Source organism: Gordonia sp. (in: high G+C Gram-positive bacteria) (assembly GCF_047606305.1).
Classification (GTDB): domain Bacteria; phylum Actinomycetota; class Actinomycetes; order Mycobacteriales; family Mycobacteriaceae; genus Gordonia.
The window spans coordinates 77,526-91,959 of sequence record NZ_JASGER010000062.1 but is presented as its reverse complement, the minus strand read 5'-3'; the positions used below and the strand labels follow the sequence as shown (position 1 = coordinate 91,959).

The following is a 14,434-nucleotide window of genomic DNA, read 5'->3' as shown; positions in this document are numbered from 1 at the left end:
CCATGAGGCAGTGGTGGGCGCTGACGACGCGCGGATTGGCCTCGATCCTGCGCAGCGGCGAATTCATCTTCGCCCTCGCCTCCCCGGTCGTGCTGGCCGTCTGCTTCTACCTGCCGCTGCGGTCGCTGATGAACAAGACGCCGGGCATGGACTACGCGTCCTTCCTGATGCCGGTCGTCGCGCTGCAGTCGGCGGCCTTCGTCGCCAGTGCCGCGGCCGTGCGCGTGGCCTTCGACCGCGTCCACGGCATCAACACCCGTTTCCGCAGCCTGCCGATGCCGCTGCTGACCCCCGGCGCCGCGCGTCTGGCGGCCAACGCCGTCCTGCTCGTCGCATCGCTGGCGTGCGCCGCGGCGGTCTGCCTGATCATCGGCTGGCGCCCCGACGGCGGGGTGTCGGGGACGGTGGCGCTGTTCGCCCTCGCCTTCGCCGTGGGCGTGGCCCTGGTCCTGCTGGCCGACGGCATCGGCCTGCTCGCCGGCAGTCCCGAGGCCACCAGTCAGGTGCTCACGTTGCCGGTGCTGATCCTGGGCATGCTCTCGACCGGGTTCATGCCCGCCGATCGCTTCCCGGACTGGACGCGCGGATTCGTGCGGAACCAGCCGATCTCCGCCTTCGCCGACGCGATGCGCGCCCTCAACTCAGGGTCGGCGAGCTGGTCGGTGCTGGCTCCCGCGACCTGGTGGTGTGCGGCACTGCTGCTCGCCGGTCTGGTGCTCGTCGTGGTCGGGACGAAGAAGGTCCGCTCGTGAGCGCCCCGGTGGTGGCCGGTGAACGGTCGATCGGCGCGTGGGCGCGGCACAGCCTGCTGTTGGCGGGCCGCCAGCTCAAGGTGCTCGCCGGCGACTATTCGACGCTCATCCAAATCATCGCCGTGCCGGTCCTGACGATGCTGCTGTTCAAGGTCGTCTTCGGCGACGTCATCGGCCAGGCGACCGGCAAGGACAGCATCTACGGGACCGTGCCGCTGGTCATCCTGGTGAGCGCGATGTTCGGCTCGGTCGCCAGTGCCGTGCGCCTCAACAGCGAGCGGCGCACCGGACTGCTCGCCCGCCTGCACGTGATGCCGATCAACCGGGCCGCCGAGCTGACGTCGCGCCTGCTGACCGAGGTGGTCCGCATCGTCATCGTGACGCTGCTGCTCCTGGTGGTCGGGACGCTCGTCGGGTTCCGGTTCACCCAGGGCGTGCTGCCGGTGCTGGGGATGATCGGGGTGGCGCTGATGTTCGGCATCACCTTCTCGCTGCTGACCCTCACCCTCGCGATCAACGGCAAGCCGACGTCGCCGATCGTCTCGATCATCTCGCTGATCTCCACGCTGCTGATGTTCTTCAACTCCGGGTTCAGCCCCGTCGACCAGTTCCCCAAGGTGCTGCAGCCGCTGGTCGCGCACCAGCCGATGACCCCGGCGATCAACGCCATGAACCACCTCGCCAGCGGCGGACCGGTCGCCGCCGACATCCTCACCGTCGCGGCGTGGACCGTCGGGGCGATCGTCGTGTTCGCCTATCCTGCGGTGCGGGGCTACCGCCGCGCCGCCGTGGGTCGATAGATGACAAAGGACAAAGGGAAGCGCATGCCGAAGTCGGAGTCGCCGAAGAACGTCTCCCCGTCGGGGCCGGCGGTCAAGCCCAAGAGCCCGGCCGTCACCCCCACCGGCCCCGCGGTGAAGAAGCGGTCGGCGCGGGTGAAGAAGCGCAAGGTCGTCGATGGGGAGCCCAACATCGTCGCCGTGCCGGAGGCCTTCGACGAGTACTACGGCACCGAGCCGGTCGCCATCGTCGAATCGGCGCCCGAACCCACACCGCCCGTCGACCCCGAGATCGCCCCCAAGCGCAGCACCGCCTCCCGCGAGGCGCGCTCGCGCATGGCGCTCGAGGCGCCGGCCATCGAGGTCATCGGCCTGCGCAAGGTCTTCGGCGACACGGTCGCCGTCGACGACGTGTCGCTGATCGCCGAGGCGGGCACCGTGCTGGCCGTGCTGGGCCCCAACGGCGCCGGCAAGACCACGACCGTCAACATGCTCACGACCCTTCTGCGCCCCGACGGCGGCACCGCCCGCGTCGCCGGCTTCGACGTCGTGAAGGACGCCGCCAAGGTGCGTGCGAGCATCGCGCTCACCGGCCAGTTCGCCGCGCTCGACGAGGAGCTCAGCGGGCGGGGCAACCTGGTCCTGTTCGGCCGGTTGCACGGACTCTCGAAGACCGAAGCGCAGGCGCGCGCCGACGAGCTGCTGGCCGAGTTCGACCTCCTCGACGCCGCCGACCGCCAGGTGTCCAAGTACTCCGGCGGCATGCGCCGGCGCATCGACATCGCCGCCGGGCTGGTCGTCGAGCCGCGCGTCTTCTTCCTCGACGAGCCGACCACCGGCCTCGACCCGCGCAGCCGTCAAGAGGTGTGGTCGTTGGTGGAGAAGCTCAAGGACCAGGGTGTGACGGTCCTGCTGACGACGCAGTACTTGGAGGAGGCGGACCTGCTCTCGGACTACATCGTCGTCATCGACCACGGCAAGGTCATCGCATCGGGCACCGCCGAGCAGCTCAAGGCGACGACCGGCGGCACGGTCTGCGAGGTGACCCCCGCCCGCATCGACGAGTTGGACCGCCTGATGACGGCCGTCGCCGACCTGCTGCCCGGGGACGGCTCGGGCGTGGGCGAGACGTCGGTGTCGGTTCCGGCCTCCTCGGGGGCCGACGTCCTGGTGGAGGTCGTGCGGCGAACCACCGAGGCCGGTATCGACCTGGCCGACATCAGCATGCGCAGTCCCTCCCTCGACGACGTGTTCCTCAAGCTCACCGGGCCCGGCCGGGTTAGCGGTGGCTAAGTCGGCCAGGCATACTAGACGCGGGCACAAGCTGTACGGCCTAGGGATTCAGGCAAGGAGACTCAACGGATGACCAACCCCTTCGACGATGAGGATGGCCGGTTCTTCGTTCTGGTGAACGATGAGAACCAGCACTCGCTGTGGCCGACGTTCGCCGACATTCCCGCTGGTTGGACCAAGGTTTTCGGTGAGGACGGCCGCGAGGCGTGCCTGGCCTACGTGGAAGAGAATTGGACCGATCTGCGCCCCAAGAGCCTGATCGAGGCCATGGAGGCCGACGGCGAGGCGAAGCCGAAGAAGAAGCCGGCCGCCAAGAAGGCGTCGAAGAAATAGTCGACACGCCCGCGTCATTCGATTGACTGGATTCTGTACAGAGTGCGTTAGCCTGGGCGGTTTTCCGATTTCGTCACCAAAATGTGGCGCTCCCGCCACCTCGTGTGGCAAACTGTGAGTGTTCTGGGAATTTCCTTGAGCATTTCGCAAAGCCCGATAGGGCGGAGCGGACCCCGAGACTGTGAGGAATCGGAATGATGACCCAGGTTATGGATCACGTCAGCGACCGCGCTGCCGCCACCCCGCGACTGACTGCTGCTCGCTTCGGTGAGAGCGCTGTTTCCTACGGCGACCTGGACAAGGCTGTGCACGACTACCAGGAAGTCCTGCACCGTCACGGCCTCAGCGACTCCGCTGCGCTGCCCGCCGCGATCATGGCGACCATGCCGACCGTGTCGACCGGCACCAACGTCGTCGAGATCATCGACTGGCTGCAGCGCGACATCGCGCCGGCCCCGCGCCTGCGCGCCGTCGGCTGAAACAGCTGACACACTGGGGGCGTGGCGAAGTCGACGCACCCCGATAATCACCCTGCCGCGATTGTTCGCGGCGACGGTCCCTCTTATACGGTCAATTCCAAGCCCGGCGTCGGGCTGACCTCTGCCCATCCGTGGGGTTACCGGGTCACCGGTGTCCCCGGGCAGCAGTGGCGCTCGACGATCACCGAGACGGGCCTCGAGGGCACCACCGTCCCCGCCGGCTCCGCACTGCGCTTCGCGGTCTTCGCCGTCTTCGACGACGCCGAGCCCGATGTCCGCGACGGCTATGCCGCGACCGCGGTCGCCCTCGATGTCGTGTTCGACGACGGTTCCCGACTGTCCGGCAAGGCCGTCGTCGACCAATACGGTGTGCGGCTCGATCCGCGCGCGCAGTACGCCGCGAAGATGTGCGGCGTCGACCAGTGGTCCTCGCGCACGGTCTCGCTGAGCGGCGTTGCGGGCAAGACGATCGAGCGGATCGAGCTCGTCGGCGTCGTGCCCGAGTGGATCAACGGCAAGGGGGAGCGGACCCAGGTCGGGTACGTCGACCGCATCGACATCGTCGCCGAGCCGACCGGCGACGCCGATCCCGTCGACCTCGTGCGGACCACGCGCGGCACCTTCTCGTCGGACCGCTTCTCCCGCGGTGGCTGCGCGCCGCTGGTCGCGGTTCCGCACGGCTTCGTCTTCGGGCTGCCGATGACCGACGGCGGCAACCGCGGCTGGCCGTACTCGTACCACGAGGCGAGTCGCGTCGACTCCAATCCGCCGCAGGACCACTCCACCGACGACGCGTCCGTGCGCCCGTACCTGCAGGCGTTCGCGACGTCGCACATCCCGTCGCCGTGGATGGGGGACCGGGGCAGCTTCCAGGTGTTCCCGCACCCGCTCGCGCACCCCAAGCCCGACCGCGACGACCGTGCGCTGCCGTTCTCCCACGACGACGAGGTCGACCGGCCGCACCTGTACGCGGTCACCCTCGACGACGGGGTGCACCAGCCGATCCGCGCCGAGCTGACGGCCGGGTCGCATTCGATCTGGTTGCGCGCGACCTACGGCGGGGACACGGGCTCGCTGGTGTTCGACCAGCTCGACGCCGACGGCCACCTCGACCTGCCCGATCCCGTCGCCGGTGAGCCCTACGTCGCCACCGGTTACGTCGACGGCCCGGGCGGGCTCACGCATGTGCCGCGGACCTATGTCCACGTGGAGGTCGACGGCCGGGTGCTGTCCGCCCGCCGCTTCCCCGGGCATGAGCGGGAAGCGGTGCTGGGGGCGCTGACGGTCGGGCTGACCGAGAAGAACCGCTCGGTCACCGTCGGTATCGGCGTCTCCCACATCAGCCTCGAGCAGGCGCGGCTCAATCTCGCGCAGGACCGTCGCGCAAAGTTCGATGCCATCGTGACCCGCACGCGCATGCAGTGGTCCGCGATGCTCGGCCGGCTCGACGTCGACGGGGCGTCGCGGGAGGAGCTGACCTCCCTGTACTCGAGCCTGTACCGCGTCCACCTGTACCCGAACACGGCGTCGGAGAAGACGCCCGACGGCTGGAAGTACGCGTCGCCGTTCGCCTATCCGCCGGATGTGCACGACACCCCGACCCACACCGGGCGGCGCATCGTCGACGGGACGCTGACCGTCACCGACGGCTTCTGGGACTCCTACCGGGCGAGTTGGCCGCTGCGGACGCTGATCGCGCCGAAGCTCACCGGCAAGCTGCTCGACGGCTTCGTCCAGCACTACCGCGACGGCGGGTGGGTGAGCCGGTGGTCGGCACCGGCGCCGGCGGACATCATGACGGGCACGAGCAGCGACGCGGTGTTCTCCGACGCGGCGGTCGCCGACGTCGGCGGCGGGTTCGGCGTGCTGGACGCCTACGACTCCTGTCTGCGCAATGCGACCGTGCCGTCGCCGAGCCGCTTCGTCGGGCGCAAGGGCATGGAGCGCTCGATGTTCACCGGGTATGCGGACACGCAGGCGCACGAGGGGATGTCGTGGACGATCGACGCGGCGATCAACGACGCCGCGATCGCCGCCTTCTCCGCCCACCTCGCGGCGACCAAGCCGAAGCACAAGCGGGCCGCCGAGTTCCGCGCCAACGCGACGTGGTTCGCCGCGCGAGCCGCGCGGTATGCGCTGATGTTCGACCCGCAGACCGGCTTCTTCCGCGGCCGCGAACCTGCTCCGGCGCCGGGAGCGGCAGCGAGCGGGCCGGATTCGAGACTGGGGCAGTGGCGGCCGGGGCCGTTCGACCCGCGCAATTGGGGTACCGACTACACCGAGACCAATGCGTGGGGCACTCGCTTCACCGCGCCGCAGGACGGCCAGGGGCTGGCCGAGCTGTACGGCGGGCGCGCGCAGCTCGAGGAGAAGCTCGACGAGTTCATGGCGCTGCCGGAGACCGGTCGGGCCGAGTTCATGGGCGGCTATCCGGTGGTCATCCACGAGATGCGCGAGGCCCGCGACACCCGGATGGGGATGCTGGCGCTGTCCAACCAGCCGGCGCACCACATCCCGTTCATGTACGCCTTCGCGTCGCGTCCGGGGAGCCGCGCGCACGCCAAGACGCAGGCGATCGTGCGCGACGCGGTGCAGCGGCTGTTCGTCGGCTCCGACCTGGGGCAGGGATATCCGGGCGATGAGGACAACGGTGAGATGTCGGCGTGGTTCCTGCTCGCCGCGTCGGGCCTGTACCCGGTGACCATCGGCAGCGGACAGTTCGTGTTGTGCGCGCCGACCTTCCCGCGGATGGGTTGGACGATGGAGAACGGCAAGCGGCTGGAGATCATCGCCGACGGAGCGTCGCCGGTGAACCGCTACGTGCAGGCGGTGACGATCGACGGCGAGCCGTGGGAGTACATCACCGTCGACCGCGGCCGGATCCGCAAGGGCGCGGTCATCCGCTTCACGCTCGGTCCCGAGCCGTCGGACTGGGCCGCGGGGTCGGTGCCGCCGTCGCTCACCCCGGTCGGCGTGGCGCCGAAGCCGCCGGTCGACCTCACCTCACCGGGCGGCGGTGGAGCACTTGGCGGTGCTGATGCCGCGAACGCCTTCGACGACTCGTCGGCGACCGATCCGACGGTGCTGGGCAAGGGCGGGCACGTCGGATGGGACTTCGGCGGGCCGACGGTCGTGGACCACTACACGCTGACGGTCGTCGAACCGGGCGTCCACTCGTGGACGCTGGAGGGTCGTGGGGCCGATGGCGAGTGGTCGGTACTCGACAGCCAGCGCGCCGAGTTCTCGTGGGACAACCAGACCCGGGTCTTCGCCGTCGACGGTCGGGCGGCTGCGTATCGGGTGGTCGCCGACAAGGCCCTGAAGGTCGCCCAGGTGGAGTTCTTAGACCTTCGACGGTGAGAGCACCGTCGCGTCCTGGAATTCCATCTGCAGCTTGCCGACCGACGAGGTCATGAGTGCGTGCTTGGACAGGTCGAGGGTGCGCAGCTCGTCGGCGATGGGATGACTGCCGAGGGTGAGCTTGGCCCCGCCGATGCGGGTGCGCACGCCGCTGGTCTCGGTGAGGCGCCACGGCGTGCGGCGGGTGACGCCGTCGAGGTAGGAGTACGCCTGCAGGGTGGCCTCGCCGCCCTGGTCGGGGACGGGGATGCCGGGGGCGAGGGTGAGGTCGACGATCTCGTGGCCGTCCTGGCGGACCGCGCCGTGCTTGCGCGACGAGTCGTGGTCGACGTCGAACTCGGCGATCGTCTTCGGGAAACCCCAGATGCCGCGGCCGGCGGCAAGGGTGAAGTCGCCGTCGACGGGCAGGTGGTGGATGAGGGCGCGGGCGTCGCTCTTGGCCAGCGAGCGGATCGATTGGAGCGGGGTGGCCTGCGGCTGGTCGGGGTCGTTGACCAGGAAGCAGACGCCGAACTCGTGGTACGGGCCGAGGTCGCCGTCGATGTACTGGACGAAGACGAGCATGGCCATCGTGCGAGGCTGCAGGAAGCGCCGCGGGTCCAGGCTGCGCGGGTTGAGGATCATGGGCTGCAGGCCGGTCGGGGCGATGGCCTTGCGGACGGCATCGGCCGACGCGCTAAATCCCGCGACGAAGCAGCGGGCGTTGCGGATGACCACGGGCATTTCGACGGTGGTCCCGAGGACCTCATGACTGTTGGGCACAGCGACTCCAGAAACTAGAACATGTTCTCGTTTCTATCGTCGCACACTCACCGCCGAGTGGACTTCCAAATTGCGCCGAGTGGACTCCCCAACCTCGGGAGGAACTACCGCGTCCCCAGATCGTGGGCCAGCGAAGGCCAGGTGTTGTGGAGGTCGTCCTCCCAGTAGCCCCACGAGTGGGTGCCACCGGGGCGGGTGGTGAGGCGGAACGGAATGCCCAGCGAGCGGAGTCGTCCGGCCATCTGCTGGGTGCACTCGTTGACGGCCGCCTCGATGACGCCGCCGACGACGGCCTGGTTGGCCAGGACCAGCGGGTCACCCTGGATGCCCTTGTCGCCGAGGTTCTCGTGCGAGCCGGGGGCGCCGGTGCCGGTGGTCATGTAGATCTTGGTGCCGCGCAGGCGGGGCGCCTGGATGTACGGGTCGTTCTTGCGCCAGCCGGGGCCGTTGAGTGGGCCCCACATGTTGGCAATGTTGCCCTGGCCGCGGTCGATGACCATCTTGATGTACTGCTGGCCGAGCGGGTCGCTGGTGCGCGCGCAGCCGGAGAAGGCGGCGACCGAGCGGTACAGCTTGGGCTTGGCGATGGCCAGGTTCAGCACCGACGTGCCGGCCATCGAGATGCCGGCGATCGCATTGCGCTTGGACGTGTTGAACTTCGCGTCGATCAGCGGGGGCAGCTCACGGGTGAGGAAGGTCTGCCACATCGGCTTGCCGAGCGCGGGATCGCGATGGACCCAGTCGGTGTAGTAGCTGAACGCACCGCCGACGGGGGTGACCACGTAGACGTTCTTGTTCTTGAAGAACTTGGTGTAGGTGGTGCGGGCGGCCCACGTCGCCGAGTCCTCGCCGCCACCGGCGCCGTTGAGCAGGTAGAGCACCGGGCGCGGCTTGCCCGCGTTGCGCGGCTTGAGGACGGTGATCGGGAAGGACTGGCGCATCGCGGCCGAGTAGACGACGAGCGTCGTTTCCTGCTTCGAGTCGTCGTAGCTGCTGATGATCCGGGACGCCGGCGCGGCGTGGGCAGTGCCCGCGCAGAGGGCAGCCGCCGCCGTCGAAGCAAGCAGCAGTCCGGTCAGGCGGAATCCCCGCACGCCAAGTCCTTTCGTTAGACAGTCGCGGGGATCAAGGTTACCGGTCGATCCTGGGATGCTCCTGGGAGGTGTCCTGGTTGGGGCCGGATGTGAGCCGATCTGAGACCAGGGGTCCCGTTGGTGTGCGAATCTCTGCCGTCGTCGGTGGCCACCCGAGCCGCGCCCGTGATGCGCAGTCTGTCGAGTTTGCCAGCGCGTAGTGAAGGGTGCTGCGGTTAGACGAAGCTAGTGACCGAGGAACGATCGTGCGTGATGTGCTTAAAGTCGTCCCGACCGGCTTCCTCCCAGACTAGGTCCGCACAAGCCGGGCACGTCCTGGACTCCCACGTGTATGGGTCTTCGCAGTGGAGCTTCCAGCGCAGTGCCTTCGAATAGCTAGTCATCGCGCTGCACTTACATCGCATGTCAGTTCCGGTGATCTCCTCGAGGCGGGCCATTGCCCGAAGGTAGAGGCGGGTACCGATGCCTAGGGAGTGGTAGCGCCAGACCGGGTGCTGGCTGAAGAATTGGCCGCGTTCCGGGCAGGCGGCGCCGATCTCGGTAACTTCCGTCGACTTGGCTTGCATGTGCGCGGGCGACCGGCTGTACTCCTGCGAGGGGGCTGTCAGCATGATGCGTAAGCCCGTTCGGCAGGATTGGGCGACGATCGCCACACCGCGCCGGCACTGGGCCAACTCGGCGTCGAAATCTGATTCAAGACAGATGTGCTGGGACGCGTACGCCTCGGCGCGGTCCGAATAGACCTCATCGAGCGCCTCGTCAATCGTGCAGCCGACGGGAACCAGGCGTCGGTAGTGCCGCTCGTCGAGGTGGGCCGTGACGTGGGCGGACATGCGGGATCGATCCTCTGCGGATGATGCGGGATGGAACGGGTTGCCATGAACTCGTGGCTCCAGCTGTACCGCGACGGACGTGGCGAACTCTTCGAATGGGACGAGGTCCTGTGGGATCACCGTTCGCACTCCGTTCCTTGCGTGAAGCGACTCAGAATTGATCGTGCCAGATGGGGGTGACACGTTCCGGCGTCAATCGCGATCGCCTGCTGCCTGTAACGAACGAGGTGCCAGAGGCGTACCGCGGTACGCGTTGCGGCGTCGTGACCAGCGATTTCTAGCCGATTCGTCGGACTCCGGTCCGCTTGATGCACCGGAACGGCTGTTGTCAGATAGGAAAAGACGGCGTGTCTGCACAGGTCAAGGGCAAGTTCCTGCCAATTTGCTGGGAATAGTGTGATGTGGTTCACTTAACCTGCGTTAAGTGTTTTACTTAGCAAAGAGCGGCTGTGAGCCAGTACATGCTGGACACCATGGCCGGTCGTCCACAAGCCAACAAAATCAGGAGGCGTCGTGAAGGCAACGGAGCGTTACGACGGGGGTCGGGGGACCGAAAACAGGGCGGCACGCCGCAAGAAGATGCGGATGGGCGGTGCGGTAGCCGCGGTTGCCGCTGCATCGACGATCGCGCTGGGTGGTGCGCTTGTTGCGCCTCCGGTGCAAGCGCACGCGGCATCAACCTCGATTCTCGGCGGGATCGCGCTCGATCCCGAAGGGGTGCTAGACGACGTGGGGCTGGGTAGCCTTTACGGCCCGCTCAATCAAGCAGGAGTGCTAGGTAGCACTACCTCCATTGCTGTATTGCCGCTTTCGGTCGCTGCTGCGTTGGCTGGTCCAAACGCGAGCGCAAGTGCACTTTCGGTGGTCGGCTTGGCGCTCGCCACTACAGATATCAACGTCAAGATTCCCGGTACTGACCTACCGGTGATCGGTGACATCATCGGAGGAATCATCGGAGGGGACACGATCAGCGTCCCCACTGGACAACTCGTCTGCGCTGGCGGTCTGGCGGTCGCCACCTCGTCGACAGAGGGCGCGTGTATGAATGTTGTCGGCTTGGTTCTGGCCGATCAGAATTCCAACACCGACGAGTTCGCCCTTGCACTGGTTAACCCCCTGGGGGTCTTCGACGTGCTCACGGATCCGGGCGGCGCCGTCACTAAGTTCGCGTCGCAACTCCTGAGTGGTGATTCGCGGGCAATCCAGAACATGCTGACGCCGGATATTGCCCGATTGAGCTTTAGCCCCGGCAAGCGTGAGGGGTCCTACGGCCTTCCCAACGTTCTCTCTTTGACTAGCGCGTATGGCCTGGTCTCGCCGATCAAGGTGAGTTGGCTGGGTCAAGAAGTGACGATCTTCCCCAAGACGCCCAACCCGGGTAACCCGGTAGTTCAGGACAAGCGACCGAACTACATCGCTTTCCCCAATGTGAAGCTCGGGGATCTCAATACGTCGCAGCTGCTGCCGTCGATCAGTGGTCTTAGCTTCAATCTTCCGCTGATCGGTGACATCAACGTCCCCGATCTCGCGCTGCCGACATCGAATCTTGCTACGAACCAGGCCTTCAACCGGGCGATGCAAGATGCCGCGGCTACGAGCACTTCGGATGCGGGCGGATCGTCCAGTCCGAACCTGCTCAGTCGGAATACTCAAGTTGCTCCAGATCCGGCCCCGGAGCCTGTGTCGACGCCGTCTCCTGTTGGCAGTGGAACGGCGGGTAATCAGCCCAATGATGGTGCTGGCTCGGGCGCTGCAGATGGTGCGGGTTCGGGCGTCACCCCGAGTTCGGGTGTGACCCCCGGCGGTACTGGTGCCGGTGCTGGCTCGGGCGCTGCAGATGGCGCCGGCTCGAGTGTTACCCCGAATTCGGGCGTGATTCCTGGCGGTGCTGGCGCAGGTGCGGGTGATGCCGGAGCCGGCGCAGGCGCCAATCTGAATTCTGGTGTCATTCCTGGCGGTGCTGGCGCAGGTGCTGGTACCGGCGCTGAAAGCGGTTCTTCCGCCGGCGGCGCTGGTACGGATGCGGGCACGGCTGGTTCGAGTGCCGGCGCACCCTCGTCAAGTGGTAGCGCGCCTGCTCAGTCGTTCGGCTCGGCCCCTAGCCCTGCGGCTCAGTAACCCCTCAACCCCAGCGCCCGTCGGTGACTTCGAGTCCCGGCGGGCGCTGGCTTGTCGTCGGCGAAAACACGCGTGATCAGAACTCCGTCGAAACGGACACAGTATCGACAACTGGGTGTTTGAATGATTGAAGACCGGTTGTTCCTCGCGGCAGTGGCTGTGAGGCCGGGCAGTCCAGAAGGGGACATCATGGCCGCGAAGTTTGAGTTGTTTGAAGCTAAGGACGGCAAGTTTCACTTCCACCTGAAGGCGGCGAACGGCGAGATCACCGCCCAGAGCCAGGCGTACAAGACCAAGGAGTACGCACTGAACGGCATCGAAGCGATCAAGCGCGACGCCGCTGACGCCCCCGTCGTCGAAATCTGACCCACAGCTGTCTCTGCAGCCAATCGCGCCCGTCGTCGACCATCGGTCTTCGGCGGGCGCGGTCATTCAGAGGCGACCTCGGCATCGGATCGTCGCTACTCTGAATGCAACACCGTCACACCCCTGGGACCGGAGAGCGAATGGCCACTCGAGTTGACTCCTGGATCTGGTCGATCCGGCTCACCAAGACGCGCTCGGCCGCCGGCGCCGCCTGCCGCGCCGGACACGTCCGCGTCAACGGGGCCACCGCCAAGCCGGCGCAGGTCATCACCGTCGGCGACGAGGTGCGCGTGCGGATCGGCGGTCGTGAGCGGATCGTCGAAGTGGCCCGTGAGGTCTCCAAGCGCGTGTCCGCGCCCATCGCCACGGCCTGCTACATCGACAAGAGCCCGCCCCCACCGTCGAAGGAAATCCTGGCCAGCCAGCCCCGCCGCGACCGTGGCGCCGGGCGACCCACCAAGCGCGAGCGCCGCGACCTCGAGCGGTTCCGCGCGGCACCTCTGCTGGCGCTGTTGGCGGCCGTCGTGCTGGTCGTCGCCGGCTGTGGTGGTGGCGACAAGGACGGCAACACCAAGTTCGGCAAGGACGGGCTCCCGCAGGCGCCCGGCGCGGCCGGTGAGGGACCGTTCTTCGGCGAGTGCGGCGGTGTGAGCACCGAAGAGGTCATGCAGATCACCGGCTTCCCCGCGCTGCAGAACACCGTCAACAACACCTCGTCGTGCGAGTGGACCGCCAACGCCATGCGCAACGGCGCCGTCGCGTCGTTCAACTGGTACCGCGGCTCGCCCATCGACCGTGAGCGCGCCACCGAGCAGCTCTCCCGCGCCGTCACGCAGGACCTCGAGCTCAAGGGCCACAACGGGTTCATCGCGTGGGACTCGACGATCTGCGAGATCGGCATGGCCTTCGGCGCCGACTTCTTCGAATGGTCGGTGCGCGCCGACGCCGAGTCGCAGACGCCGACGGAGAAGATCTGCGGTGCCACCAGGCAGTTGGCCACCATGTCGATTGAAAGGTCGCAGTCATGAAGCGCTTTCGACGGGCGGCCGCCGTCGTCGCACTGGCGGCGACGGTCGGGATCGCCGGCTGCACCACCGACGGCACTCCGCACCCCGAGGGTCAGGTGAAGAAGAAGGGGCAGGTCAACACCGACAAGTTCGACAAGCTCACCCTCGAGTGCCAGATTCTCAACCCCATGCAGATCGGCAAGGCCATCGGCGGCGCTGTGCCGTCGCCCGGGTTCAACGGCGCGATCTGCCGCTGGACCGTCCTGGGTCCCCGGATCACGACCGTCACGTTCAACTGGTTCGAGTGGGGCACCGTTTCGGCCGAGCAGCGCACCGCCAAGAAGATGGGCTACGAGACCGAGAACATCAAGATCAACGGCATCTCGGCGGTCCAGCAGACCAAGTCCGGGCGCAACATCTGCGGCGTCACCGCCAAGGCGCCCAGCCGCGGGATCTACACGTGGTTCGTCGAGTCGCCCGGCCCCGCGGCCGCCGACCCGTGCGACGGCGCCAAGAAGCTGATGGAGCTCGTGCTGAAGACGAGCGCCTAGTGGTCCCCGTCTCTGAACAGCGCTCCAGCACGACCAACACCGTGCTGTCGGCGATCGGCGGTGCGCTCCTGATCCTGGGCCTGATCGTCGTGCTGGCCCTGGGGTTCATCTACCTGATGATGTCGAGCATCTGCGGTGACTCGTGCGACGCCGCTCACGTCGTGCTGCTGCGGGCCTGGCTGGTGCTGGGCGTCGGCGGCTTGCTCGCGGCCGCCACCGGGATCCCGGCGATGGTCTGGCGACGATGGTCGAGCCTGTTCCTCTGGCTGGGCGTCGTGATCGTCGTGGTGACGGTCGTCGTCTCATGGGCGGTCATCGGGACGCCGCTGAACGATGTGCGAACGTGAATCTATGTCCGGTTTGTCCGGGTATCACCACCGCCGAGGGACCAAGGTCCCTACCGGTCGAACTAGCCCAAAACCCCAGGTCGGCGCGGCGAATTGCCCGATTTGGGCGCTGTGTTTCAGCAGCTACCCGGCAGTAGATACTTTTTAAGCACAACAAATCGGACTTTCGTCGTCAATGCATGAAATGCGGCGTACAGTCCTGTCATGGCAAGCATCTCAAAGCGTCGCGCCCAGGTTATTGCTGCAGCAGCAGGCATCAGCCTTGCCCTGCTTGGTGGTGGATCGGCGAACGCCGATCCCGGCTCGCCCGGCGGTTCGCCGGGCATCGGTGGTGGCTACGGCGGCGGTGCGAGTTCGCCC

The 14,434-nt window shown here is 67.2% G+C and carries 14 protein-coding genes; 11 read left to right on the top strand and 3 right to left on the bottom strand.

The genetic code is table 11. The features are described 5' to 3' along the window. Positions 1-2 precede the first annotated feature (2 nt). The 6 genes from QM634_RS10125 (at position 3) to QM634_RS10100 (ending at position 6,996) form a co-directional block, all read left to right on the top strand. Positions 3-752 carry an ABC transporter permease gene (locus tag QM634_RS10125; protein ID WP_415042657.1) on the top strand — a complete coding sequence of 250 codons (750 nt, stop codon included), beginning with the start codon at positions 3-5 and terminating at the stop codon, positions 750-752. Beyond that, entirely contained in the window at positions 749-1,552 is an 804-nt protein-coding gene (locus QM634_RS10120; RefSeq protein WP_415042656.1) for an ABC transporter permease, read from the top strand. The genes QM634_RS10125 and QM634_RS10120 overlap by 4 nt, the downstream gene beginning before the upstream one ends. Then, on the top strand, positions 1,553-2,824 hold the full coding sequence (locus tag QM634_RS10115; RefSeq protein WP_415042655.1) for an ATP-binding cassette domain-containing protein: 1,272 nt from the start codon (positions 1,553-1,555) through the stop codon (positions 2,822-2,824). A gap of 69 nt (positions 2,825-2,893) precedes the next feature. Then, entirely contained in the window at positions 2,894-3,157 is a 264-nt protein-coding gene (locus QM634_RS10110) for an MbtH family protein (RefSeq protein WP_415042654.1), read from the top strand. Positions 3,158-3,351: 194 nt separating this feature from the next. After that, positions 3,352-3,636: a hypothetical protein gene (locus QM634_RS10105; protein WP_415042653.1), complete on the top strand. Its 285-nt coding sequence runs from the start codon at positions 3,352-3,354 to the stop codon at positions 3,634-3,636. A gap of 21 nt (positions 3,637-3,657) precedes the next feature. Further along, complete coding sequence (locus QM634_RS10100) at positions 3,658-6,996, top strand: GH92 family glycosyl hydrolase (protein ID WP_415042652.1); 3,339 nt, start codon at positions 3,658-3,660, stop codon at positions 6,994-6,996. Here the strand turns inward: QM634_RS10100 and QM634_RS10095 are convergent. The 3 genes from QM634_RS10095 to QM634_RS10085 form a co-directional block, all read right to left on the bottom strand. Then, positions 6,979-7,719, bottom strand: coding sequence for an acetoacetate decarboxylase family protein (locus QM634_RS10095; protein ID WP_415042672.1), 741 nt, complete (start codon positions 7,717-7,719; stop codon positions 6,979-6,981). The two genes, QM634_RS10100 and QM634_RS10095, sit on opposite strands and share 18 nt — an antisense overlap. Positions 7,720-7,862: 143 nt before the next feature. Continuing rightward, complete coding sequence (locus QM634_RS10090; RefSeq protein ID WP_415042651.1) at positions 7,863-8,852, bottom strand: alpha/beta hydrolase; 990 nt, start codon at positions 8,850-8,852, stop codon at positions 7,863-7,865. A gap of 215 nt (positions 8,853-9,067) precedes the next feature. Then, a complete protein-coding gene (locus tag QM634_RS10085) occupies positions 9,068-9,685 on the bottom strand; it encodes a hypothetical protein (RefSeq protein ID WP_415042650.1) in 618 nt (205 codons plus the stop codon). Between the two features lie 513 nt (positions 9,686-10,198). Between QM634_RS10085 and QM634_RS10080 the strand changes: the two genes are divergently transcribed. The 5 genes from QM634_RS10080 to QM634_RS10060 all read left to right on the top strand — a co-directional run bounded on the left by QM634_RS10080 (position 10,199) and on the right by QM634_RS10060 (position 14,074). Then, complete coding sequence (locus QM634_RS10080) at positions 10,199-11,803, top strand: hypothetical protein (protein WP_415042649.1); 1,605 nt, start codon at positions 10,199-10,201, stop codon at positions 11,801-11,803. Positions 11,804-11,992: 189 nt separating this feature from the next. Next, positions 11,993-12,169: a YegP family protein gene (locus QM634_RS10075; protein WP_415042648.1), complete on the top strand. Its 177-nt coding sequence runs from the start codon at positions 11,993-11,995 to the stop codon at positions 12,167-12,169. Positions 12,170-12,309: 140 nt separating this feature from the next. Then, entirely contained in the window at positions 12,310-13,197 is an 888-nt protein-coding gene (locus tag QM634_RS10070; protein WP_415042647.1) for a DUF3558 family protein, read from the top strand. Next, positions 13,194-13,727 (top strand): DUF3558 domain-containing protein, encoded by a 534-nt coding sequence (locus QM634_RS10065; protein ID WP_415042646.1) that lies wholly within the window; start codon positions 13,194-13,196, stop codon positions 13,725-13,727. Before QM634_RS10070 ends, QM634_RS10065 begins: the two co-directional genes overlap by 4 nt. Continuing rightward, entirely contained in the window at positions 13,727-14,074 is a 348-nt protein-coding gene (locus tag QM634_RS10060; RefSeq protein WP_415042645.1) for a hypothetical protein, read from the top strand. Before QM634_RS10065 ends, QM634_RS10060 begins: the two co-directional genes overlap by 1 nt. Positions 14,075-14,434: the final 360 nt, after the last annotated feature.

Excerpts from the sequence above, each read along its gene's own strand:
- QM634_RS10125 (WP_415042657.1), top strand. The coding sequence starts at position 3 with ATGAGGCAGTGGTGGGCGCTGACGACGCGCGGATTGGCCTCGATCCTG.
- QM634_RS10115 (WP_415042655.1), top strand. The coding sequence starts at position 1,553 with ATGACAAAGGACAAAGGGAAGCGCATGCCGAAGTCGGAGTCGCCGAAG.
- QM634_RS10110 (WP_415042654.1), top strand. The coding sequence starts at position 2,894 with ATGACCAACCCCTTCGACGATGAGGATGGCCGGTTCTTCGTTCTGGTG.
- QM634_RS10105 (WP_415042653.1), top strand. The coding sequence starts at position 3,352 with ATGATGACCCAGGTTATGGATCACGTCAGCGACCGCGCTGCCGCCACC.
- QM634_RS10095 (WP_415042672.1), bottom strand. The coding sequence starts at position 7,719 with ATGCCCGTGGTCATCCGCAACGCCCGCTGCTTCGTCGCGGGATTTAGC.
- QM634_RS10085 (WP_415042650.1), bottom strand. The coding sequence starts at position 9,685 with ATGTCCGCCCACGTCACGGCCCACCTCGACGAGCGGCACTACCGACGC.
- QM634_RS10075 (WP_415042648.1), top strand. The coding sequence starts at position 11,993 with ATGGCCGCGAAGTTTGAGTTGTTTGAAGCTAAGGACGGCAAGTTTCAC.
- QM634_RS10070 (WP_415042647.1), top strand. The coding sequence starts at position 12,310 with ATGGCCACTCGAGTTGACTCCTGGATCTGGTCGATCCGGCTCACCAAG.
- QM634_RS10065 (WP_415042646.1), top strand. The coding sequence starts at position 13,194 with ATGAAGCGCTTTCGACGGGCGGCCGCCGTCGTCGCACTGGCGGCGACG.